The sequence below is a fragment of the Acinetobacter sp. CWB-B33 genome (assembly GCF_039655955.1).
Lineage (GTDB): Bacteria > Pseudomonadota > Gammaproteobacteria > Pseudomonadales > Moraxellaceae > Acinetobacter > Acinetobacter bouvetii.
The window spans coordinates 875,651-896,713 of sequence record NZ_JAGFEU010000001.1; the positions used below are offsets into that span (position 1 = coordinate 875,651).

The 21,063-nt window shown below is 42.5% G+C and carries 20 protein-coding genes; 7 read left to right on the top strand and 13 right to left on the bottom strand.

Features of this window, described 5'->3' with window-relative positions:
* Window positions 1-3 precede the first annotated feature (3 nt).
* Window positions 4-873: a MetQ/NlpA family ABC transporter substrate-binding protein gene (locus tag JZ784_RS04125; protein WP_005010417.1), complete on the bottom strand. Its 870-nt coding sequence runs from the start codon at window positions 871-873 to the stop codon at window positions 4-6.
* Window positions 874-1,472: 599 nt separating this feature from the next.
* On the opposite strand from JZ784_RS04125, the gene JZ784_RS04130 reads away from it, so the two are divergent.
* Window positions 1,473-2,069, top strand: a complete 597-nt coding sequence (locus JZ784_RS04130) for a LysE family transporter (RefSeq protein ID WP_346313906.1) — start codon at window positions 1,473-1,475, stop codon at window positions 2,067-2,069.
* 93 nt (window positions 2,070-2,162) lie between these two features.
* On the opposite strand, the gene JZ784_RS04135 is transcribed toward JZ784_RS04130, so the two are convergent.
* On the bottom strand, window positions 2,163-2,996 hold the full coding sequence (locus JZ784_RS04135; RefSeq protein ID WP_346313907.1) for an AraC family transcriptional regulator: 834 nt from the start codon (window positions 2,994-2,996) through the stop codon (window positions 2,163-2,165).
* 62 nt (window positions 2,997-3,058) lie between these two features.
* Window positions 3,059-3,235 carry a hypothetical protein gene (locus tag JZ784_RS04140; protein ID WP_346313908.1) on the bottom strand — a complete coding sequence of 59 codons (177 nt, stop codon included), beginning with the start codon at window positions 3,233-3,235 and terminating at the stop codon, window positions 3,059-3,061.
* A gap of 209 nt (window positions 3,236-3,444) precedes the next feature.
* On the opposite strand from JZ784_RS04140, the gene JZ784_RS04145 reads away from it, so the two are divergent.
* A complete protein-coding gene (locus JZ784_RS04145) occupies window positions 3,445-4,068 on the top strand; it encodes a hypothetical protein (RefSeq protein ID WP_346313909.1) in 624 nt (207 codons plus the stop codon).
* 51 nt (window positions 4,069-4,119) lie between these two features.
* Here the strand turns inward: JZ784_RS04145 and purD are convergent, their stop codons facing one another.
* The 8 genes from purD to JZ784_RS04185 all read right to left on the bottom strand — a co-directional run bounded on the left by purD (window position 4,120) and on the right by JZ784_RS04185 (window position 12,165).
* Window positions 4,120-5,403: a phosphoribosylamine--glycine ligase gene (gene purD / locus JZ784_RS04150; protein WP_346313910.1), complete on the bottom strand. Its 1,284-nt coding sequence runs from the start codon at window positions 5,401-5,403 to the stop codon at window positions 4,120-4,122.
* Window positions 5,404-5,535: 132 nt separating this feature from the next.
* Window positions 5,536-7,110 carry a bifunctional phosphoribosylaminoimidazolecarboxamide formyltransferase/IMP cyclohydrolase gene (gene purH, locus JZ784_RS04155; protein ID WP_026253435.1) on the bottom strand — a complete coding sequence of 525 codons (1,575 nt, stop codon included), beginning with the start codon at window positions 7,108-7,110 and terminating at the stop codon, window positions 5,536-5,538.
* Window positions 7,111-7,205: 95 nt separating this feature from the next.
* Window positions 7,206-7,475: a DNA-binding transcriptional regulator Fis gene (fis, locus tag JZ784_RS04160; protein ID WP_001086304.1), complete on the bottom strand. Its 270-nt coding sequence runs from the start codon at window positions 7,473-7,475 to the stop codon at window positions 7,206-7,208.
* Window positions 7,476-7,876: 401 nt separating this feature from the next.
* On the bottom strand, window positions 7,877-8,767 hold the full coding sequence (locus JZ784_RS04165) for a DUF3426 domain-containing protein (protein ID WP_018572999.1): 891 nt from the start codon (window positions 8,765-8,767) through the stop codon (window positions 7,877-7,879).
* Window positions 8,768-8,786: 19 nt separating this feature from the next.
* Window positions 8,787-9,689, bottom strand: a complete 903-nt coding sequence (gene prmA / locus JZ784_RS04170; protein WP_346313911.1) for a 50S ribosomal protein L11 methyltransferase — start codon at window positions 9,687-9,689, stop codon at window positions 8,787-8,789.
* Window positions 9,690-9,829: 140 nt separating this feature from the next.
* Window positions 9,830-10,714, bottom strand: coding sequence for a bile acid:sodium symporter family protein (locus JZ784_RS04175; protein ID WP_346313912.1), 885 nt, complete (start codon window positions 10,712-10,714; stop codon window positions 9,830-9,832).
* Between the two features lie 61 nt (window positions 10,715-10,775).
* Complete coding sequence (locus JZ784_RS04180; RefSeq protein WP_346313913.1) at window positions 10,776-11,663, bottom strand: bile acid:sodium symporter family protein; 888 nt, start codon at window positions 11,661-11,663, stop codon at window positions 10,776-10,778.
* Between the two features lie 151 nt (window positions 11,664-11,814).
* Window positions 11,815-12,165: a hypothetical protein gene (locus JZ784_RS04185; protein WP_346313914.1), complete on the bottom strand. Its 351-nt coding sequence runs from the start codon at window positions 12,163-12,165 to the stop codon at window positions 11,815-11,817.
* Between the two features lie 259 nt (window positions 12,166-12,424).
* Here JZ784_RS04185 and mnmG point away from each other — a divergent pair, with 259 nt between their 5' ends.
* The 5 genes from mnmG to JZ784_RS04210 all read left to right on the top strand — a co-directional run bounded on the left by mnmG (window position 12,425) and on the right by JZ784_RS04210 (window position 18,140).
* The gene (mnmG, locus tag JZ784_RS04190) at window positions 12,425-14,305 is read left to right on the top strand and encodes a tRNA uridine-5-carboxymethylaminomethyl(34) synthesis enzyme MnmG (protein WP_346313915.1); all 1,881 of its coding nucleotides are present in this window, start codon (window positions 12,425-12,427) and stop codon (window positions 14,303-14,305) included.
* A 330-nt stretch (window positions 14,306-14,635) separates the two neighbouring features.
* On the top strand, window positions 14,636-16,210 hold the full coding sequence (locus JZ784_RS04195) for a tetratricopeptide repeat protein (protein WP_346313916.1): 1,575 nt from the start codon (window positions 14,636-14,638) through the stop codon (window positions 16,208-16,210).
* Between the two features lie 140 nt (window positions 16,211-16,350).
* Complete coding sequence (locus JZ784_RS04200) at window positions 16,351-16,476, top strand: hypothetical protein (protein ID WP_346313917.1); 126 nt, start codon at window positions 16,351-16,353, stop codon at window positions 16,474-16,476.
* A 3-nt stretch (window positions 16,477-16,479) separates the two neighbouring features.
* The gene (gene mhpT / locus JZ784_RS04205; protein WP_346313918.1) at window positions 16,480-17,682 is read left to right on the top strand and encodes a 3-(3-hydroxy-phenyl)propionate transporter MhpT; all 1,203 of its coding nucleotides are present in this window, start codon (window positions 16,480-16,482) and stop codon (window positions 17,680-17,682) included.
* 131 nt (window positions 17,683-17,813) lie between these two features.
* A complete protein-coding gene (locus JZ784_RS04210) occupies window positions 17,814-18,140 on the top strand; it encodes a hypothetical protein (protein ID WP_346313919.1) in 327 nt (108 codons plus the stop codon).
* A gap of 66 nt (window positions 18,141-18,206) precedes the next feature.
* Here JZ784_RS04210 and glnG read toward each other — a convergent pair whose 3' ends face one another.
* On the bottom strand, window positions 18,207-19,685 hold the full coding sequence (gene glnG, locus JZ784_RS04215) for a nitrogen regulation protein NR(I) (RefSeq protein WP_346313920.1): 1,479 nt from the start codon (window positions 19,683-19,685) through the stop codon (window positions 18,207-18,209).
* On the bottom strand, window positions 19,672-20,781 hold the full coding sequence (glnL, locus tag JZ784_RS04220) for a nitrogen regulation protein NR(II) (protein WP_005010370.1): 1,110 nt from the start codon (window positions 20,779-20,781) through the stop codon (window positions 19,672-19,674). The genes glnG and glnL overlap by 14 nt, the downstream gene beginning before the upstream one ends.
* Window positions 20,782-21,063 lie beyond the last annotated feature (282 nt).

A 21,063-nucleotide genomic window follows, 5' to 3' on the forward strand; every position in this document is an offset into this window, starting at 1 on the left:
GTACTATTTTGCGTCTGTAAGATAGCTTACAGGCTTATTCACATCAACTTTTGTGCCGCCGAAGTGGTCTTGTACATATTTGCCGACTGCAGCCGTGTGGTAAAGTTCACCTACTTTTTTCAGTACTGGGTCGTTTTGACGGTCAGCAGCAACAGCAAGAATGTTGACGTTCATTTTTGTGCTTTGATCGACTGGCTCGTAGTAAATCGCATCTTTCAATACGTTTAAGCCGCCTTCCATGGCCAGTGTGTTGCCTAAAACAATAGCATCCACTTCATCTTTAACACGAACAGCAGTTGCCATTTGAACTGGCTTGATTACGATTTTCTTTGCGTTTTCAGTGATATCAGCAGGCGTGCCTTTAACGGCATCAAAATCTGCTTTTAGTTTAACCAAGCCGGCAGACTGAAGCAGAAGCAAAGCGCGTGACTCATTCGCACCGTCGTTAGGAATGGCAATAGTTGCGCCAGTTTTGAAGTCTTCAAGTTTTTTTACGTTGCTTGAGTAAAGACCCATTGGCTCTAAATACGTCGTAGAAAGCGGTGCAATTTTTTCTTTATTGCTTTCATTAAATGCAACCATATAAGCATAAGACTGGAATGCATTGACATCGATTTCTTTATTGGCAACAGCTGTATTCATCGACACATAATCAGTGAAGTTTTTCACTTCAAGTTTAATGCCTGCAGCTTTTGTTTCCGGAAGCGTTGCAATGTAGCGCCAGATATCAGCATCTGAACCTGTTGAAGCCATTGTCACAACTTGTTCTTTGCCTGCATCTGCCTGTGCAGCATCATTTTTCGGCGCTTCTTGTTTGCCGCAGCCAGCCAAGCCAACTGAAAGGCCTAACACAAGGCCAAGGAGCTTTTTCATGTATGTGTCCTAGTAAATTTAATGGATTAATAAATTTACGAATTGTCATTAGAGAGATTAAAGCAAGCTTGAATCAGATCAACTGATTAATGCAGATGACTTTAAAATGCTCCAGTTATCAATGCAATGCGATCTTAGTCAAAACAGTAAGATTCTTTAAATGCAGCTGTTAAATGGTTCCATTTAAAGAATGACAGATTTTTAACGGGATCTGAGATTTTCAATATCATAGCAATAAATGGATATGCAATATAGTGAAGAAAAACGCTGTATTTAGCGAATAAAAAGCTTAAGGCGATTTGATGAGATTTTTTTAATAGCAATTAAAACAATATATTATTTTTACTTTAACTGATAATTTGAATAAAAACAGTTGCTTTTTCCTTTATAAGATTTTATTCAGTCTAAATATGAAAAATAGATATATATAGTAAATTGAAGAATAGCGATGGCTTTTATAGCAAGCGCATCATGCTGCAGTGCAGCCTGATTAGGGGGCGGATTTTACGCAGCCTGCTTATGCACAAACGTACAATACTTAATATTTGCAAGGCTGTATTTTCACTTTTATGAATTGTTGAGATCTCATTGAGTAAATTGTGGAAATATTTCTTTATACCTTAAGTGTGATGTATAGCCCAGGCCCGGTAAATTTTATGGGTTTAAATGCCGGTTTAACGGGGCAGTTGAAAAAAACCATTGGTTTTTTTCTAGGTGTGGGCTGTGCCATGCTGATTTTATTTGTAGCATTTGGCTATATGGGTTCGGCTGCCATTCCGCAATCGTGGCTGCATTATATTGCGCTCGTAGGGGCAATCTATACCTTCTATTTAGCTGCAACAATGCTGTTGGCGAATGTTGAATCGACACAGTCTCAGCCTGCAGCTTTAAATTTTTTCAATGGCTTATGGATTCAGCTGCTTAATCCGAAAGCGATTCTGGTAATTTTACCTGTCACCACCATTATGTATCCTGCGGCAAATATCAAGGGGAGCATGATTCTTGCAGTATCGCTGCTGATTTCGCTTGGGGCATCAGGTGCGCCTTTGGCATATGCCTTAATGGGTCAATTACTGGGGCAAAAAATTGCAAATCCAGTCTGGTTTAACCGATTGAATAAAGTCATGGGTATTCTGCTGATTGTGTCGGGTGTATTTATGTTCAATGATTTTCTAATGGGTATGAGAGGGCTGTAATCACTTTTTTATGAGTAGACTTCTTTTATGGCTTTAGACATCCTCTTTATTTTTCTCTTATAGGATGAAATGAATAGAATTTAGAGAAGAAATCTATTTTCTTGTGTGGTTAAATTGATGAATTGCATTCATTTTTTTCCATTGCGCAGGGCTTAAGCCAAAGGCCTTAATGAAATGCCGCGTCATATGGCTTTGGTCAAAAAAGCCCGCGCGGATAGCCGCATTCACCAGTGATTCACCTTGCGATAGATAGGCCTTGACGCTTTCTAAGCGACGCATAGTCATATAGCGGTGAGGGCTGGTGCCAAACAATAACCTGAAATCGCGTGACAGGCTCCAGCGATCTCGATCGGTCTGTTGTTCTAAATCTTTTAAGCTTAAGTTTTCCTGCGGATAAGCCAGAATGTATTCGCGGGCTGTTTCTGCAGCGCGATAATCAAACGTTTTTGTGTTCTGTAATTTGCTATCAGAAACTTCACATAACCTTGTGGCTAAATCAAACAGAGCATCTTCTTCTTCAAGAGTATCGAGATGCTTGTGTAAAAGCAGATTTTGCGTGGCCTGAAACAGGCGCGGGTCTTGACTTAAGCCTTGCTGGATAAAGGGCAGCGGTTTGCCTTGTAATATGCTTTGGATTAAAGCCGGCTCAAGATAAATCATTCGATAATGAAAGCCAGCGGTTGTTCCGGCTTCACCATCATGCTTTTCATCTGGATGGAGCACCATGGTCATGCCGGCTAAGCTGTGTCGTAATGCACCACGATAATGAAAATTTTGTACGCCTGACAGGGTTTGGCCAATGGCGTATGTGTCGTGCCGATGAGGTTTATAGCTGTGATTTGAGAAAAAGGCTTCAATACGCTCAAATTGATGATGCTGAGAGGGTACTCGTGTCATCCAGTTGTTTTGATTTGAGGGTTTAGGCATATTAAACTAAATATTGAAGGGTTTGGTTTTATTTTAGCGTATTTTGCCTAGAATCAATGTGATCATTGTTTTTGATATCGATCCCACTCCAGCTGAAAGTCATGCGCCAATTGATCGAGATAAGTCGCTTTTAAATTTTGGATCAGCACTTGCTGAGCTTCAATAAATGCTTGATCGAGCGCACGATTCACGACTAATTCGACCAAACAATCAGGATGCTGATTATCATTCGTCTGCACACATTTGGATAAATGAGGTAGTGTCGGAATCTTACCATTGGCGGAGGATGAGGCGAGGGGTTTGGATTGGTGGAATCATTACACTAATATAGATAATTAATTGTATTATAATATAATAGATTTATTTGTAATTATTACAGACTTTGTATTTTCAGTGATTACAAGATATTAAAGAAAAATTTTAAAGATATTTTATTGGAGGGGATAAGTTGAGTACTGAGATAAATTCTGATGTTTTGCATTTAAATCATGAAGATATTATGGAGCAAAAACGTCAAGATGAGATTGAAACAAAAAAGTTTTTTTTAAGACAAAGTGAATTGGAAAATGAGCGAAGATCAAAGCTATATACTTTGATCGGTTGGACATATTTTTCGGCCATTGTTTTGATAGGTATTTGCTATATTCTCTACATGACAATTGGAACAAATCAAATTCGAGAAATATTTCAATTAAATGAGGATGTGCTATTTGCATTAAATATGAGTGTTAATGCCTTTATATATTCTTTACCAGCATTTTTGGTGGCTTGCCTAGGCTCATTGACAAAGATGTTGTTATCTCAAAATAGTTTAAAGAAAGCTGAATATATAAAATTATTGGTAGGTGCTGGACTAATAGGTGTCTTAACATTCTTAAGTCTAAAGAGTGGAATATTATTAGATTTAATAATAGAGCATAAAAGTTCAATTAATCTCGAAGAAATAGATGAAAAGAAAATATTTTATAAAATGATAGTTTTATGTTTTTTAACGGGAATGTTTTCAACTACATTGTTCTTAACTATTGAAGAAAAAGTGAATAGTTTAGCAAATAAGATTAAACACTCATAAAAAAGTAAAAACCCCGAACGAATCGGGGTTTTTACTTAATCGAAATTAAGATTAAGCATCTTCACGTGCAATTGCACGGTAACCAATATCTTTACGGTATTGAACACCATCAAAAGTCACTTTTTGGCAAAGTTCAAGCGCTTTTGCTTGAGCTTCACCAATGGTGTTGCCAAGCGCTGTTACGCAAAGTACACGACCGCCAGCAGTCACAATGTCACCATTCTCAAGTGCTTTTGTACCCGCATGGAAGATTTTCGCATCAGTCATCACGGTGTCTAAACCAGAAATTACGTCACCATTGCTAGATGTTTCTGGGTAGCCTTTCGATGCCAGTACGATACCGACAGTCTTGCGCTCATCCCATTCAGCTTCCGCAGGTAAATTGCCTGCGATACCCGCTTCAACAAGGTCAACTAAAGATGATTTTAAACGCATCATAATTGGCTGAGTTTCAGGATCACCAAAACGGCAGTTGAACTCGATCACTTTAGGCTGACCTTGTTCATCAATCATTAAGCCCGCGTATAAGAAACCTGTATAAACGTGACCGTCTTTTTTCATACCTTCAACGGTAGGACGCATCACTTCATTCATGGTTTTTTCAAATACATCTGCAGTCACAACAGGAGCAGGAGAGTAAGCACCCATACCGCCAGTGTTTGGACCTTGGTCGCCCTCAAAGATACGTTTGTGATCTTGTGAAGTTGCCATTGGTAGAATATTGTCGCCATCAATCATACAAATGAAAGATGCTTCTTCACCAGCAAGGAATTCTTCAATCACCACACGTGAGCCAGCATCGCCAAATTTGTTGCCTGCAAGCATGTCATCAATCGCATCGAATGCTTCTTGATTGGTCATTGCAACGATTACACCTTTACCTGCAGCAAGACCATCGGCCTTGATCACAATCGGCGCGCCATTTTTTTCAACAAATGCTTTGGCAGCATCTACTTCTGTGAACACGTCATAGAAAGCCGTTGGAATGTTGTGGCGTTTTAAGAAGTGCTTGGCAAATGCTTTAGAGCCTTCAAGCTGTGCAGCAAATTGAGTAGGGCCCCAAATTTTTACACCCGCTTCACGGCAAGCATCCACCACGCCATTCACAAGCGGTGCTTCAGGGCCAACCACGATTAAATCAACTGCATTGTTTTTTGCAAAGTCGATAATCGCAGCGTTGTCTAAAATGTTAAGCGCAACATTTTCGCATTTGTTTTCAGTTGCAGAACCCGCATTACCCGGCGCTACAAATACTTTTGCGACTTTGTCATCTTGCGCGATTTTCCATGCAAGCGCATGTTCACGACCGCCATTACCCAAAACTAAAATATTCATCGGTTCATACTCCATGAATCGAAAATGACATAAAGTCCTCAACCTGAAAGCAGGAGAGGACTTTATGCAAGATTAGAAATCTAGTGTATTAAGCAAAAGACTGTGCTTAATTGTCATGATCAAGTCGTCAACTTAGTGACGGAAGTGACGCATGCCAGTGAATACCATTGCAATGCCTGCTTCATCAGCAGCAGCAATTGTTTCTTCATCACGCATAGAACCGCCCGGCTGAATGATGCATTTGATGCCTGCTTTTGCAGCGTTATCAATACCGTCACGGAATGGGAAGAATGCGTCAGATGCCATTACAGCGCCTTCAACCACTAAGCCAGCGTGCTCAGCTTTAATCGCAGCAATACGAGCAGAGTTAACACGGCTCATTTGACCTGCGCCCACACCAATCGTTTGACGGTTTTTAGCATAAACAATTGCGTTTGATTTAACGTATTTCGCAACTTTCCAAGCAAAGATCATGTCATCGATTTCTTGTTCAGTCGGCGCGCGTTTAGTTACGACTTTAAGATCATCTTTAGTGATCATGCCTAAGTCTTGGTCTTGAACCAATAAGCCGCCATTCACACGCTTGTAGTCTAACTGAGATTGACGGGCATCGATTGCAGGAAGTTCGCCGCATACAAGTACACGGACGTTTTTCTTCGCGCCAGTCACTTCTAATACGCCTTCAGCAATGCTTGGCGCAATGATCACTTCAACGAATTGACGGTCTACAATCGCTTGCGCTGTTGCAACGTCTAATTCACGGTTGAATGCAATGATGCCGCCGAATGCAGATTCAGGGTCAGTTGCATAAGCCAAGTCATAAGCGGCTTGGATGCCGTCTAGAGAAACCGCAACGCCACATGGGTTTGCATGTTTAACGATGACGCAAGCGGGTTTAGCGAATGATTTCACACATTCAAGCGCTGCATCTGTATCTGCGATATTGTTATAAGAAAGTTCTTTACCTTGAAGCTGTTTCGCAGTTGAAACAGAAGCTTCAGTTGCAGTTGCCTCTACATAGAAAGCCGCAGATTGGTGCGGGTTTTCACCGTAACGTAAATCTTGAACTTTATTCAATTGGGTATTGAAAGTACGCGCAAATTTATCAGCTTGGCCGTCTTCTTTACCTACGCGAGCGCCTAAGTAAGACGCAATCATACCGTCATATTGAGCAGTGTGTTCAAATGCTTTCACAGCTAAGTCAAAACGAGTTGCATGTGATAAGGCGCCATTGGCTTTTAATTCTTCAACAACGGCTGCATAGTCAGAAGCATTGACCACGATACCTACAGATGCATGGTTTTTCGCAGCAGCGCGAACCATTGTTGGACCGCCGATGTCGATGTTTTCAATGGCATCTGCAAGTGAACAGTTTGGCTTAGCGACTGTTGCTGCAAACGGATAAAGGTTAACAACCACTAAATCGATCGCATCGATATTGTGTTCAGCCATTACAGCTTCATCTAGACCGCGACGGGCAAGGATACCGCCATGAATTTTCGGATGCAGTGTTTTTACACGGCCGTCCATCATTTCAGGGAAACCTGTATGCTCTGAAACTTCAACTACAGCCACATTATTGTCTTTCAACAATTTGTAAGTGCCGCCAGTAGATAAAATTTCTACCCCTAGAGCTACAAGGTTTTGTGCAAATTCAACAATACCAGTCTTATCGGAAACAGAGATTAAAGCGCGTTTAATAGTCATGATCTTCGTCACAGTTTTCAAGTGCAGATTAAAACAGAAATCGGTCAAATACAGGTTAAAAAAAATGCCTGCGGAAGCCGCAAGCATTTTATCATTTATTCACTCATTAAACCGTGAGCTTTTAACTTTTTACGTAAAGTCCCGCGGTTTAAACCGAGAATCTCGGCAGCGCGTGTCTGGTTGCCACGCGTATATTCTAGAACTACAGATAAAAGAGGTTTCTCCATTTCTGCCAGCACCATGTCATACACCTGAGAAGGCTGTTCGCCTTGTAGCTGTGCAAAGTAATGACGAACTGCGCGGTCTACGTGAATACGAAGAGCGACATCAGATTGTGCAGTAAAAATAGGAGATTTGCTATTCATGCGAATTGATCCGAAAAAATCAGTTATCACTTGGGTAAAGTGATATAAAAAAAGTGGTCTATAAATTCAATGAACTCTGCTTTAGATCTTAAAACAGAAGCTCTAAAACGTGGACATTGCAATTTAGCTTTAGCTTGCCACAACTCAAAGGATTGATCGAAATTTAAGCGTAACAATAGATTAATATTTGTTACAGGCAAAAATCAAACAAAAAAATCTGCTCTATACGCAATATTGGATAATGCGCATTTTGCGGAATAATATTTGTTGTGAAAAATCAGTGAGGAGTTTGCAGTGCAAAGCTTTCGTGGCGCGTATCATACCATTGTCTAAGAAAAAGTGAGCAAGAAAACTGCATTTTTTTTATATTTTTTTGCAATTTTTAATAGTTTTTTTCAATCTTATGGCCGAATTATTTCTAAATCGTAGCTATTGAAGCTTTTACGGTCGACGGGCAGTCTAAAATTGAATTTGAATGGGCTGTTGGAAGGGATGCGCTGAATTCCAGATAAGCTTTCTGCTAAATATTGCTGCGGCTGCAAGGTGTAGGTGGAAAAAACAGTACCGTTATCCTTGAGCTCAACTTTAATAACGGGCAAAGCTAAACTGCGTTCATGGTAATTAATCAGCTGGCCGGAGAATTCGACTTCTTTTTTGGAAATGGTGCGGACTTTAACTTTTTTAGTGGCAATCAGATTGTAATGCTCTTCCAGTTTAGAGCAGTTAAAAACATCGCAGGCGGCATTGAATGCGAAAGCCATGACCGGGCTGTTTTTTAAGTATTGGGGATTAAACCAGAAAAATTGAAATAGCAGGGTACTGATTAATGCAATATTGATGATGCTCCACATTGCATAATATAAAACGCCGCGCTTAGATTCGGTATCTGCTTTTTCAGACCAATTCAGCGCAGGGAAGTTGCCTATAGGCTCTGTGCTGAAATAGTTTAGATTGTTCAGATAAGTTTTCAGGTCAATATTTGAGTTTTCGACTTTATCTTCAAAAAGATCCAGAAGCTTGCGGGGCTGTTCAGCTGCGCTCTGCAGTTCATTCTGCAAATTCAGCTTAGAGATGTCGATGGCTTGAGGCTCAAATTGGATGTTTGAGTCGCGCAGCTCTAATGCTGCCGCAGCTTCAGGCATTAAAGCCTTGGCTGCGACTAAATAGCTGAGCGCATTAAACGATGTGGAACACTTGGGGCAACAAACCATGCCCTGCGCCATAGTCAGCTGAGCAACAGTTACTTTATAAGTTGTAGCGCAAGTCGGGCAGAATGTCTGTTTATTGCTCATAAGTGTTTAAGTAAATCGGTTAATGCGATTGGCGCTTACCTGAGATTCGGCACCAGTGTTCTTCACGTTCCTGAACATCTAATATATCAAAAAATTCAGAATAAACACGAGAAACATCATCAACTTGCTCTTTAATTACACCCGCTAATGCGAACTCACCCGCAGATTTAATTAAAGTTGAGAATTCAGGCGCAAGCGACATCAGCGGGCCTGCCAGAATGTTTGCAAGCAGCACATCTGCTTGCTGGCCTTTGAATTCCGCATTGAATTCTTCAGGAAGGCCGACATAAAGTTTATCCAGCACGCCATTGAGTTCAGCATTTTGCTGTGTTGCATGCACCGCTTGCGGGTCAATATCTGTTGCGTAGACTTTTTTAGCGCCTAGCAGTAATGCGGCAACGCCTAAAATGCCTGAACCGCATCCATAGTCGATGACAACTTTATCTTTAACATCCGTTTGGCCTAGCCACTGCAGGCAAAGGAATGTAGATGCATGGTTGCCTGTGCCGAAGGCCAAGCCTGGATCAAGCTTAATGTTTACTGCATCCGCTTCAGGCGCTTCCATCCATTCAGGAACAATCCAGTATTTTTCAGCAATTTGGATTGGCTCATAGGCGTCCATCCATGTGCGTTCCCATTCCTGATCTTCAATAAACTCACTGCGCATTGGCGCATTAGGCAATTGAGCTTTAATAAAGGTTTCTAAGGCTGCTACATCAATTTCTTCGTTATCTTCCTGCGCGTAGATGCCCGTCACAATGACTTTATTCCATAGCGGCGTCTCACCTGGAAGCGGTTCCAGCAGTTCCTGATTCTCAGCGTCGTCCAAAGTTACACTCACTGCGCCTAAAGAGCTGAGCAGGGTTTCAGTGTAATCGACTTGCGCTTGATCAACAGTAATATGAATTTGTAACCACTTCACGGCAAAAACCTAAATTTGTTATGTAAAAAGCTATTGTAGCGGAACTCGTTATGCAGCGCCTATAACTTATTTCATTCGTGCAAAAATAAAGGATGCCTTGGCATCCTTATCGGGTGTTCTTGTGTCAAAGGCTTGAGCGCTTAATTTGCGGCTTCTGGTGGTTCTGCGCTTAAGGGGGCATATCTGCTGATCAGTGTGCCAAAGACTGCAGCAAAAATGTACATAAAGATGGAATATACAGCGGCAGGCATGGCGACAGTCGCGCTGGACATCACCGTGAGTGCAATCGTCATTGCCAGTGTGCTGTTGTGGATGCCGATCTCAAATGCGCAGGCTCTGGCTTGTGCGCTGTTAATGTTGAATATGCGCGGGATGAAATACCCGATGCATAGGCTGCAGATGCAAAAGATTGCTGTAGCGGCGCCAACTTGACCTAAATAGTTCGCAATGTTTTGCCGTTCGCTGACCACTGCGCCAATGATGATTAAGATGAGAAAAATAACGGCAAAAATCCGCAGGGGTTTGTTGAGTTTGTGGGTGAGTGCGGGTGCGTAATGGCGGATCAGCATGCCGATGCAAACAGGAATGATGATAATACCGAAGACTTGCAGGATTTTGGAAAACTGCAGGCTGATTTGCTGGCCTTCCTGCATGAAATGCATAATTGAAAAATTGACGATTAAAGGCAAGGTCAGTGCAGCGATGACAGAGTTAATTGCGGTTAACGTAATATTTAATGCTAAATCCCCCTTAAACAGGTAGCTGAATAAATTGGCTGTGCTGCCGCCAGGCGATGCAGCCAGCAGCATTAAGCCCACCGCCAATAATGGCTCTAAGGCAAAAACCTTGCATAGTGCATAAGCAATGCCCACCAGCAGAATGAGTTGGCAGAATAATGCGATTAGTACAGCTTTAGGGTGTTTGGTGACCCGTGCGAAATCTTTAGGCGTGAGTTCTAAGCCTAGGCCAATCATGATGAAGGCCAAGGCCAGCGGCAGCATAATGGTGATGATTCCAGAATCCATCTGTTCACTCCTTGATTAAATTGGCAGTTATTCTCTTTATCCGTGTTGTTTTAAGTGGAAACTAAATTTTTGGCGTATTGGAAGCTGTCATTAAATGATTATTTTTGCGCGTTAGGATAAATCCAAAAAACATCACAAAAACATACATGAAAATTGTGTATACCCCAGCTGGGATTGCAATGGTGGTGTTGGATAGCACGGACAGCGCAATCGTGAGTGAAATCGCAGTGTTGTGAATGCCGATTTCAAATGTGCAGGCACGCGCTTGACGTTCAGGGATTTTGGCAAAATTTGGAATGGAATATCCAAGAAATAGGCTGGTAAAACAGAAAATTCCAGTTGCTAGGCCAACATCGGCAAAATACAGAACGATATTTGATTTCTCCCTGAAAAGCGCATAGAGAAAAATAAAAAATAAAAAGAAAATTGAAATCAGGCGCATTGGCCGGGTCAGCTGATAGCTGAGGGCAGGCACAGCATAGCGGAGAAGCATGCCAAGGCTGACGGGGACAAATATAATTAAAAAGACCTGCGCAATTTTTTCGATGGGCATGCCGATGGTTTGGTTGTCACCTAAAAAATAGATAATGGATAAATTCACGATAAATGGCAAAGTGAATGTGCAGATCACCGAGTTGATTGCGGTCAATGTAATATTGAGCGCGACATCGCCTTTATAGATATAGCTGAAGAGGTTGGCGGTCGGGCCGCCGGGCGATGCAGCGAGCAGCATTAAGCCAACGGACAGCAGAGGCGGTAAATTCAGCATTTTGCAGATCAGAAAAGCAATGCCCACGAGTATAATCTGCTGGGTAAAAAGCGCTAAAAAAATAGCCTTGGGATAGCGCCCCACACGCATGAAATCTTTAACTGAAAGCTCTAAGCCTAGGCCCATCATCATGAGAGCCAGCGTGGTCGGCAGGAAAAAAGCAAATAACCCCGAATCCATGGAATATCCTTTTTTGTTTTTGTCCTTCTGTATGTTTTTTGAGTGTAACCAAGTTTTTTAAATTAGCAATAAATAAAAGCGGGTGAAAATTAAACATTTTCTCCCGCTTTTTGAAACAGTTAACATTCGTTAGCTGTTTATGGATAAGTGGTTATTTAGGGCGGGGCGCCATAAAGCCCAGAGCGCATTTACCCTTTACTTCTGTGCCGCCGATTGTGACTGATGCAGCGCCTGAAGCGCTGGAGCAGGTGTTGTATAATTCGGGCTCATCGCCTTTAATCATGGCATGTTTGCCTGAAGCAAAGAATTGAGGTTCGCAAGTGCCGTTCCAGATAATTCCCCGATAGGCAAAGCTTACTGGTGCACCATGGGATTTGCCTTTACAGACTTGCTGGTATTTTTGAGGATTGTAAACTGTTTCGACTTTATCATTGGCCGAAGCGGCAAATGGCGCCAAACACAAACCGCAGAGAATCGATGACAGAATAAAGTTCTTCTTCATGATTGTTGTCCTTATGTGGTTTCTCATGGGATCATATAAAAGCATAAAAAATAACCAGAATAATGCAATATCGATCAGGTAATTTTTACTTTAAAATTGTTTCATTTTGATGAGTTATGCAATTATGTATAACAAATGATTGCCTCTATGGAGGCGCTGTGATAGCAAATAGCAAGAAAATTGACTTATTCTGTCAACTTATGGCTGAAGTTTTGCTATAATCTTTGGTTATCCATTTTTTAATTCTCTCAATACCACTATGCATTATCCTAAAGTTTACGATGTCATTGTTATCGGCGGCGGTCACGCGGGTACAGAAGCAGCGCTTGCTGCGGCACGTATGGGTCGACAGACTTTACTCCTTACTCATAACATTGAGACTTTAGGGCAGATGAGCTGCAACCCAGCCATTGGTGGTATTGGCAAGTCGCACCTTGTGCGTGAAATTGACGCCTTGGGCGGCGCTATGGCATTGGCGGCCGATAAAGGCGGTATTCAATTCCGTATTTTGAACTCGCGTAAAGGTGCTGCTGTACGTGCTACGCGTGCGCAAGCAGACCGCGTGCGTTATAAAGCGGCTATTCGTGAAACACTGGAAAATCAAGCAAACTTAGATATTTTCCAGCAAGCGGCTGATGACTTAATTGTTGAAGGCGATACCGTTAAAGGTGTAGTTACGCAAATGGGTATTCGCTTTGATGCGAAAACAGTTGTATTGACTACAGGTACATTCTTGGGTGGCGTGATTCACGTGGGCTTGAATAATGCTTCAGGCGGGCGTGCGGGGGATCCTCCTTCAATTTCTTTGGCTGCGCGCTTACGTGAATTAAACTTGCCAGTGGGCCGTTTAAAAACAGGTACACCACCACGTATTGATGCGCGTTCTGTCGATTTCTCTGTGATGACTCCGCAGCCGGGTGATTTCCCGTCTCCGACTATGTCATTCATGGGTGATGCGTCTATGCACCCTGAACAGGTAAATTGCTACATTACCCATACCAATGAACGTACACATGACATCATTCGTGGCGGTTTAGATCGTTCACCAATGTATACAGGTGTGATTGAAGGTGTTGGTCCGCGTTACTGCCCATCAATTGAAGACAAGATTCATAAATTTGCAGATAAAGATTCGCATCAAGTATTCCTAGAGCCAGAAGGTTTGGATACACATGAGCTTTATCCAAACGGTATTTCAACTTCATTGCCATTTGATGTTCAGTTTGAATTGGTTCGTTCAATCCGCGGTATGGAAAATGCCCACATTTTGCGCCCAGGCTATGCAATTGAATACGATTATTTCAACCCGCAATCTTTGAAATTCTCTTTAGAAACCAAATCGATTAATAACTTGTATTTTGCAGGTCAAATTAATGGTACGACTGGTTATGAAGAAGCGGGTGCGCAAGGCTTGCTTGCAGGCTTGAATGCTGCGCGCCGTGCGTGGGATCAAGAACAATGGACACCTAAGCGTGATGAAGCGTACATGGGTGTATTGGTTGACGACCTGATTACTTTGGGTACTAAAGAACCGTACCGTATGTTTACCTCACGTGCGGAATACCGTTTGATGTTGCGTGAAGACAATGCAGATCAGCGTTTAACTGCTATTGGTCGTGAAATGGGTCTGGTAGATGATGCGCGTTGGGATTCGTTCTGCCAAAAAATGGAAGCAGTAGAAACTGAAAAAGGCCGTTTACAGCATCTATGGGCTGCTCCAAACAATCCATTAGGCAAAAAATTCGTTGAAATGACAGGTGATGATCTGTCTAAAGAAACCAATGCGATTGATTTGTTAAAACGTCCAAATATCAATTTCTCTCAAATTGCTGAATTGACTGGTTCAGAAGTTTCAGCATTTGTTGGTGAGCAAATTGAAATTGCTGTGAAATATGCGGGTTATATTAACCGTCAGCAAGAAGACGTTGCACAAATGAAGCGTTTGGAAGACACTCGTATTCCAGAAGACTTTAATTATGATGTGGTTTCAGGTCTTTCTCGTGAGATTACATTAAAGCTGAATAATGTACGTCCAGAAACACTTGCTCAGGCAAGTCGTATTCCGGGTGTTACACCTGCAGCAGTTCAATTGGTGATGATTACGATTCGTAAAAATAACCAAGCGAAAAAATCTGCTTAAGATTTAGAGTTTTATAGAAAAATCCCGCTTGATGCGGGATTTTTTTTGCCTATTATTGGAGTATTAGAATAAATATAGAGAAAAAAGATGATTTTGCATTATGCAACTGGGGAGGAAATTCGTGCGAATGATGTTGTTATTTGGCTGAATCAAAGTGGTGAATTTTATCAATTTGATCAGCCTTTAATGAAAGTTTGGGAAGTTGCTAAAACCAATGATGGTGAAGTAGTCGGGGTTAATTTAATGCCGCTTTCTGCAGAATCGCCGATGTTGATGCTTAGAGCGATGAAGCGGTCAAATGAGCCTGAAGCAACTTCTGAACCTGTATTGATGAAAGATGTCCCGGGCTTATATTCGATAACTCGATGGTTTTTGCCTTTATGCAATGTATCTAAGTGTATAGGTCTTGTTGAAAGGATTCAGGCTTTTGCGGAATGGCAATCAGGGCATGGGGAATTAATTGCACGGAGTGTTCAACAAAAAGCAGATCACTATAGAGGAATTTATCAATACTATTTGGCTGATAAAGCATATCAACAGCGGGAATTTCAAACTTACATTGATCTATTACGTAAATCTGCGCAGTCTGGCTATACCCCAGCCATGTGTCAGTTGGCGCAGCAATTATTTATTGGCGGTATCTTGGATAAAAGTTTAGAGGGAAGCTTTAAATGGTATCGAGAAGCGGCTGCTAAAAAAGACAGTATTGCTTTATACCAGTTAGCGGGCTGTTATGCGCGCGGGCATGGTGTTGAGCAGGATTTGACAGAAAGTCAGCGGTTGCTGGAGCAGTCTTCTTTTGAGGGATGTTGGGCTGCAACTTTGGGACTGGCGGGATATTATCGATTTGGTGCTTTAAAATGTTTTTTGGTACATCCTTCCTATCCAAATTTTGGTGTGATTAAAGAACATGTGATTCATCCAGCAAAAGCATTATATCTATATCACCAAATGGCCAGTCAGGCGCCTGAAACGGAACGAGCCCCTTTAGCAAATGCCTATTATCACTTGGCTTGGATGTATCAGGATGGCATAGGCACTGCACAAGATTACGAGAAAGCAGTCTATTGGTATCAAAAATCTTCTGACCTAGGCAATCCAGTTGCCATAAACAATTTAGCTGATAAGTATGAGCATGGCTTGGGTGTGCATCAGGATCTGGATATGGCTGTTGCACTGTATCAGCAAGTTGCAGGTGAAGTAATAGCGGCTGATTTAAGTTTAGGCAGAATGTATGTTGAGGGCCGAGGCTTAGAACAAGATTTTGAAAAAGCAAAAGCACATTTAACGGCTGTGATTGATTCACGTATTGATGGCATTGCTGAAATGCAGGCAGAGGCGATGACTTTATTGGCCTCTTTTGATAATGACAATCCATTGCAAAAAGCCAAGGAAATTTTGAAAAGCCCGAAAAATTATACCATTGAACAAATTGCAGAGCAGGCGAACAAAATTAGACAATATCTGCAAAATAATGAAATGCCCGAAGTGCAAAAGCTCTTTTTTCAATTGTACCAATTAAAAGCCAATAGGGGTGATCGAGCTGCGCAGTATCAGCTTGGATATTGGTATTTAAATGGCTTTTATACAGACATTAATTATGAAGAGGCGGCTTATTGGATTCAAAAGGCTGCGGATCAAAAAGATCAGTACGCAGAAGCCAAAATTGGTTTTATGTACGAAAAGGGACTTTATTTCAATAAAGATTTAAATGTAGCGAAAAAATGGTATGAGCGATCATTGCGCTGTCCCGCTGAAAGTATTTGGCCTGAATATGTGAATGCTGAGTTAAATCCTGAATATCTAAAGATGTATAACGGGATGAATGAGGATGCGTTGGAAGGCTTGGTTAGAATCGAAGCTAAACAGCCAAAGCACAGTAAATGGAAGTTCTGGCAGAAATGATCTGAAAATCTAACAACGATTGTTTTTAGTTATGGTTGTATAGTTATAAGCTTTGTTTTGATTAAGTTTTTGTTTTTTAAAGATAAAATTAAATATTAAGACTTAAAACATATTGGTATGCAACCTTTTAGTTATAGATTGTGTTAATTGTTGCTTATGAGTTCAGCTTTAATCCGACCATTGTAGTGGTGTTTATTAGTGAAGATTCATCTCAAAATGCGCAGGCGGGCCGCGTAGGGCAGCCTGTGTACTACGGATGGAGTTAGAACATGGCACAAGTACAAACTGGAAAAATGCAAAAATTTTTAACGGTATTTTTGTGTTTCTGGGTCGCATTCTTTGAAGGTTTTGATCTTCAAGCGCCTGGAATCGCGGCAAAGGGAATCGCGGCGACATTTTCATTAGATCAAGTTCAGATGGGCTATGTGTTCAGTCTGGGCGTATTTGGTATGTTATTCGGCGCATTTTTTGGCGGCCGCGTAGCAGATTATTTGGGACAGAAAAAAGTCCTGATGTTATCAATTGCAATTTTTGGCCTCTTTATGTCAATTACGGCATTGGCGCCAAGTGTTGAAGTTTTATATGCAGCACGCTTCTTTACAGGCTTGGGTTTGGGGGCTGCAATGCCAACCATGATTTCAGTGGTAGGTGATGAAGCAACAGAAGCAAACCGGGGTAAACTTAATAGCCTGATGTACTGCGGCCTGCCGGTCGGTGCAATCTTTGTTGCAGGCTTGGCCATTATCTTTAAAGATATTTCATGGCATACGCTGTTTTTGATTGGCGGTTTAACCCCATTGCTGTTGATTCCGTTTATGGCCATAATCTTGAAAGATAAGCGCACGGAAAAAGTAGAATCAGCGCCAGTGGAGGCTGTCCCGCCAATGGCGCAAGTCTTGTTTGCTGAAAATCGCTACAAATACACATTGCCATTGTGGGTAAGCTTCTTCTTTACGCTGATGGTGAACTACATTTTAATCAGCTGGCTGCCAAACTTGCTTATGGAGCAAGGCTTAGAAAAACCGCAAGCATTTATGATTATGCTGATTTTCCAAGTGGGTGCAGTGATTGGCACGCTTGGCTTAGGTTACTTGCTGGACCGCTTGAAGTTGTGGCAAATGGCCGTGATTATCTATACAGGTTTATTTATTGCAGTATTGATTCTCTTTACGACCAAATCGATTCCACTCTTGATCTTTGCGGGCTTAATTGGCGGCATTTTCTCTACAGGCGGTCAATCGATTCTGTATGGCATCTCACCAATATTTTACTCAAATGCAGGCAAGGTGACAGGTGTGGGCAGTGCAATTTCTCTGGGACGATTAGGCGCAATGACTGGTCCATTGCTGACGGGTAAAATCTTGGCCTTAGGTTTGGGTACAACCGGTATTTTGGCTGCCAGCGCGCCGGGCATTGTATTGTCGGCGATTGCTGTAGCGGCTTTATCTGCTTATAAGGCAAGCAAGAAATAAACTGATGTGATTGATTCAGATAAAAAGGAAGCTCAGGCTTCCTTTTCTGCGTTTTAAGATGCAGTTTTGCCTGCTGATTATTTTTTAAGTTTTTTGATACACTACGGCAGTTTTTTTGAAAATGTGATTTTATGGCTTATCAATTGGTTCAGCTTGATATACAGGCAACAGATAATATTCAGTGTCCGCATTGCCGGCAGCAAGTAATTAACTGGGCTGAAGAACAATATGTACAGCCTTGTGAGCACACACTCTTTATTGCTATGGATATTGGCTTTGAATACATTACAGATGAGTTTGAGCAAACCATGCGTCGTACAGTGGATGACCTGCATGCCAATGATGATCAGGTCAGTGTGATTGCGGAATTAACGGCGGCGCAATATCCTGAATTCACGATTTATCAGTCTGATTTGGGGATTGAAGGTTATTCACGCTATATCGGTTTTACTGCATAAAATGGTGTTAGACCGCATTGTAAAAAAGCCAGTCATTTGACTGGCTTTTTATCTGAAGCGAAAAAATTAACCTTCTAACTCTTCTTCAACATCATCTTCTGCACTGTCCATACCGAGTTCTTTCAGCTTGCGGGTCAGTGTGTTGCGTCCCCAGCCTAGAAGTTCTGCAGCGTGACGCTTGCGGCCGCGGGTTTGCTGCAGCGCCGCATTAATCAGGGTGCGTTCGAACATTGGCGTGGCAATATCAAGAATTTTCATCTCGCCATTTTTGAGCTTTTGTATTGCCCATTGACCGAGCATTTCATCCCAATGATGGATGGAGACACGGTCAATGGTTTGCGGCGCCTGAGCGCCTTCGCCGCTTTGATGAATTGGAATTTGTTTCAGCTCAGAAGGTAGATCTTCAGGGTATACTTCGCGGCCAGTGATCATGACGGTTAGCCAGCGGCAGGTATTTTCCAATTGGCGCACGTTGCCTTGCCATGGCAATTTTTGCATGTATTCCTGTGTTTCAGGGCGCAAAATTTTAGGGCTGACACCGAGTTCTTTGCCAGCGCGGGCCAAGAAGTGCTGCGCAAGCATTGGAATATCTTCACTGCGGTGCGCCAGTTTTGGGATGTGAATGCGAATTACGTTTAGACGGTGATACAAGTCTTCACGGAAGCGGCCTTCGTGCACCAGCTTTTCCAAATCCTGATGCGTCGCTGCCACAATACGCACATCCACTTTGACGGGGATGTGACCGCCCACGCGGTAGAACTCACCGTCCGCCAATACACGCAGCAAGCGCGTTTGCGTTTCAAAAGGCATGTCACCGATTTCATCCAAAAACAGCGTGCCGCCATTGGCTTGTTCAAAACGGCCTTGGCGTTGAGTGTTGGCGCCGGTAAACGCGCCTTTTTCATGACCAAACAATTCTGTTTCGATCAGGTCTTTAGGAATAGCCGCCATATTCAGCGCAATAAAAGGCTTGCTGCTGCGCGGAGAATGGCGGTGCAATGCATGCGCGACCAATTCTTTGCCGGTGCCGGATTCGCCATTAATCAATACCGTAATGTGCGATTGAGAGAGGCGGCCAATCGCGCGGAATACTTCCTGCATGGCAGGAGATTCACCTATAATTTCTGTCGATTGAATTGGCGGAGCAGTTTTTGCTGATTCCTGCTGCTGCAGTTTGGCAATGTGTAAAATGGCGCGGTTCACTAAAGCCAAAGCTTCGTCAATATCAAACGGCTTAGGCAGGTATTCAAAAGCGCCAGTTTGGTAGCTTGAAACCGCAGATTCTAGATCTGAATGAGCCGTCATAATGATGACGGGCAAATCGGGGTGGTTGGCTTTGACTTTGCCAAGGAAGGTTAAGCCATCAATGCCCGGCATGCGGATGTCGGTTAGAATCACATCCGGCGCATCTGTACTCAGCTGATCAAGCGCAGATTGGGCTTCTTCAAAACTGGTGACATCAAAACCTTCTTCTTTGAATGTTTTTTCCAGCACCCATCGCATGGCGCGGTCATCATCAATTACCCATATTTTATTTCGCGACATGGTCTGACTCCCAAGGTAAATATAAGCTAAATACTGTTTTTCCAGGAACTGATTGACATTCAATCATTCCGTTATGTTGATGCATAATGTTCTGCGCAATGCTTAATCCTAAGCCTGTTCCTTTTGCGCGGCCTGTCACGAGCGGGTAGAACACTGATTCAAGGATTTCTTCGGGAACACCAGGCCCATTGTCTTCAATGTCAATGCGCACGGCCGAGCGCTGCAGGACGCCATTAATGGTCACAAGGCGCTGAATGCGGGTTCTAAGAACGAGTTCCGGCTGATGATCTATAAAAAATTCTTTATTTTCAGTCATGGCTTGCACGGCATTGACACTGATGTTCAGCATGACTTGAATCAATTGATCGCGGTCCGCCAATACGTCTGGCAGTGACAAGTCGTAATCGCGGGTGATTTTTATCTTCTTTTTGGTTTGATTGACAATCAGCGCGCGTACCCGTTCTAGCGGCTCATGCACATTGACCGGTTCATAGCTTGGCAGCTGGCGCGAACCGAGCATGGTATCGGCTAGATTACGCAGGCGGTCGACTTCGCTGATGATGATGTCGGTGAATTCACTGTATTTCGGGTCATTCAGGCTGCGCGCTAAAAGCTGTGTGGCGCCGCGGATGCCGCCTAAAGGATTTTTAATTTCATGCGCTACGCCGCGGATCAGCTGGCGGGCAACTTGATGCTGCTGAATCAGGTTTTCTTCTTTTGATATTTTCAGCATGCGGTCAATTTGATTTAACTCAATCAATAGCAGCGGGTGGTAAGGCTTTCCGGAATTCAGCTGTGAGGCGGTATAGTCCACATGAATGTCTTTGAAATTGACATTGATGGTGGCTTCTCGGCGGGTGTAGTGCTGACCGGAGTGCAATGTGTTTTTGAGCGCTTCTTCAGTGTTGAATTCATCATTTGGCATGTGCAGCAGATTCAGCACAGGCATGCCTGAGGCGCGCAGCAGGCTGATATCAAACAGCGCTTCGCATGCAGAATTCAGATAAAATATGTTCAAATTACTATCGACCAGTAGAATGGCTGTGGTTAAGTTGTCGACCAGCAAGCGGTAATCGATAGCGATAGGATGATCCATTAGCGATGGTTTCCTGTATTAAAATAGCGCAATGGCATCTTCATAAATCGGGCGGTTTAATCTCATAAGGCCTGATATGATGCAAAATACACGCCAACTTTTATAAAAATGACTAAGTTTTGGTGCTTGTTTTGAAAAGTGCGCTGAAAGTGGACTGATTTAAAAATGTATAGCGGATTTGATGGGGGCTGTAAATAAATAATGTCCCAAATTGGTGCGTTGAATATTATGTGGGTGAATTTATAGCATTATTTTAGTGCGTGGTGTAAAGAGTGATGATTC

What these genes read in the sequence shown, in the direction of transcription:
- JZ784_RS04125 (WP_005010417.1), bottom strand. Translation starts at nt 873, where the DNA reads ATGAAAAAGCTCCTTGGCCTTGTGTTAGGCCTTTCAGTTGGCTTGGCT.
- JZ784_RS04135 (WP_346313907.1), bottom strand. Translation starts at nt 2,996, where the DNA reads ATGCCTAAACCCTCAAATCAAAACAACTGGATGACACGAGTACCCTCT.
- purD (WP_346313910.1), bottom strand. Translation starts at nt 5,403, where the DNA reads ATGAATATTTTAGTTTTGGGTAATGGCGGTCGTGAACATGCGCTTGCA.
- purH (WP_026253435.1), bottom strand. Translation starts at nt 7,110, where the DNA reads ATGACTATTAAACGCGCTTTAATCTCTGTTTCCGATAAGACTGGTATT.
- fis (WP_001086304.1), bottom strand. Translation starts at nt 7,475, where the DNA reads ATGAATAGCAAATCTCCTATTTTTACTGCACAATCTGATGTCGCTCTT.
- JZ784_RS04165 (WP_018572999.1), bottom strand. Translation starts at nt 8,767, where the DNA reads ATGAGCAATAAACAGACATTCTGCCCGACTTGCGCTACAACTTATAAA.
- JZ784_RS04175 (WP_346313912.1), bottom strand. Translation starts at nt 10,714, where the DNA reads ATGGATTCTGGAATCATCACCATTATGCTGCCGCTGGCCTTGGCCTTC.
- JZ784_RS04180 (WP_346313913.1), bottom strand. Translation starts at nt 11,663, where the DNA reads ATGGATTCGGGGTTATTTGCTTTTTTCCTGCCGACCACGCTGGCTCTC.
- JZ784_RS04185 (WP_346313914.1), bottom strand. Translation starts at nt 12,165, where the DNA reads ATGAAGAAGAACTTTATTCTGTCATCGATTCTCTGCGGTTTGTGTTTG.
- mnmG (WP_346313915.1), top strand. Translation starts at nt 12,425, where the DNA reads ATGCATTATCCTAAAGTTTACGATGTCATTGTTATCGGCGGCGGTCAC.
- JZ784_RS04195 (WP_346313916.1), top strand. Translation starts at nt 14,636, where the DNA reads ATGAAAGATGTCCCGGGCTTATATTCGATAACTCGATGGTTTTTGCCT.
- mhpT (WP_346313918.1), top strand. Translation starts at nt 16,480, where the DNA reads ATGGCACAAGTACAAACTGGAAAAATGCAAAAATTTTTAACGGTATTT.
- JZ784_RS04210 (WP_346313919.1), top strand. Translation starts at nt 17,814, where the DNA reads ATGGCTTATCAATTGGTTCAGCTTGATATACAGGCAACAGATAATATT.
- glnG (WP_346313920.1), bottom strand. Translation starts at nt 19,685, where the DNA reads ATGTCGCGAAATAAAATATGGGTAATTGATGATGACCGCGCCATGCGA.
- glnL (WP_005010370.1), bottom strand. Translation starts at nt 20,781, where the DNA reads ATGGATCATCCTATCGCTATCGATTACCGCTTGCTGGTCGACAACTTA.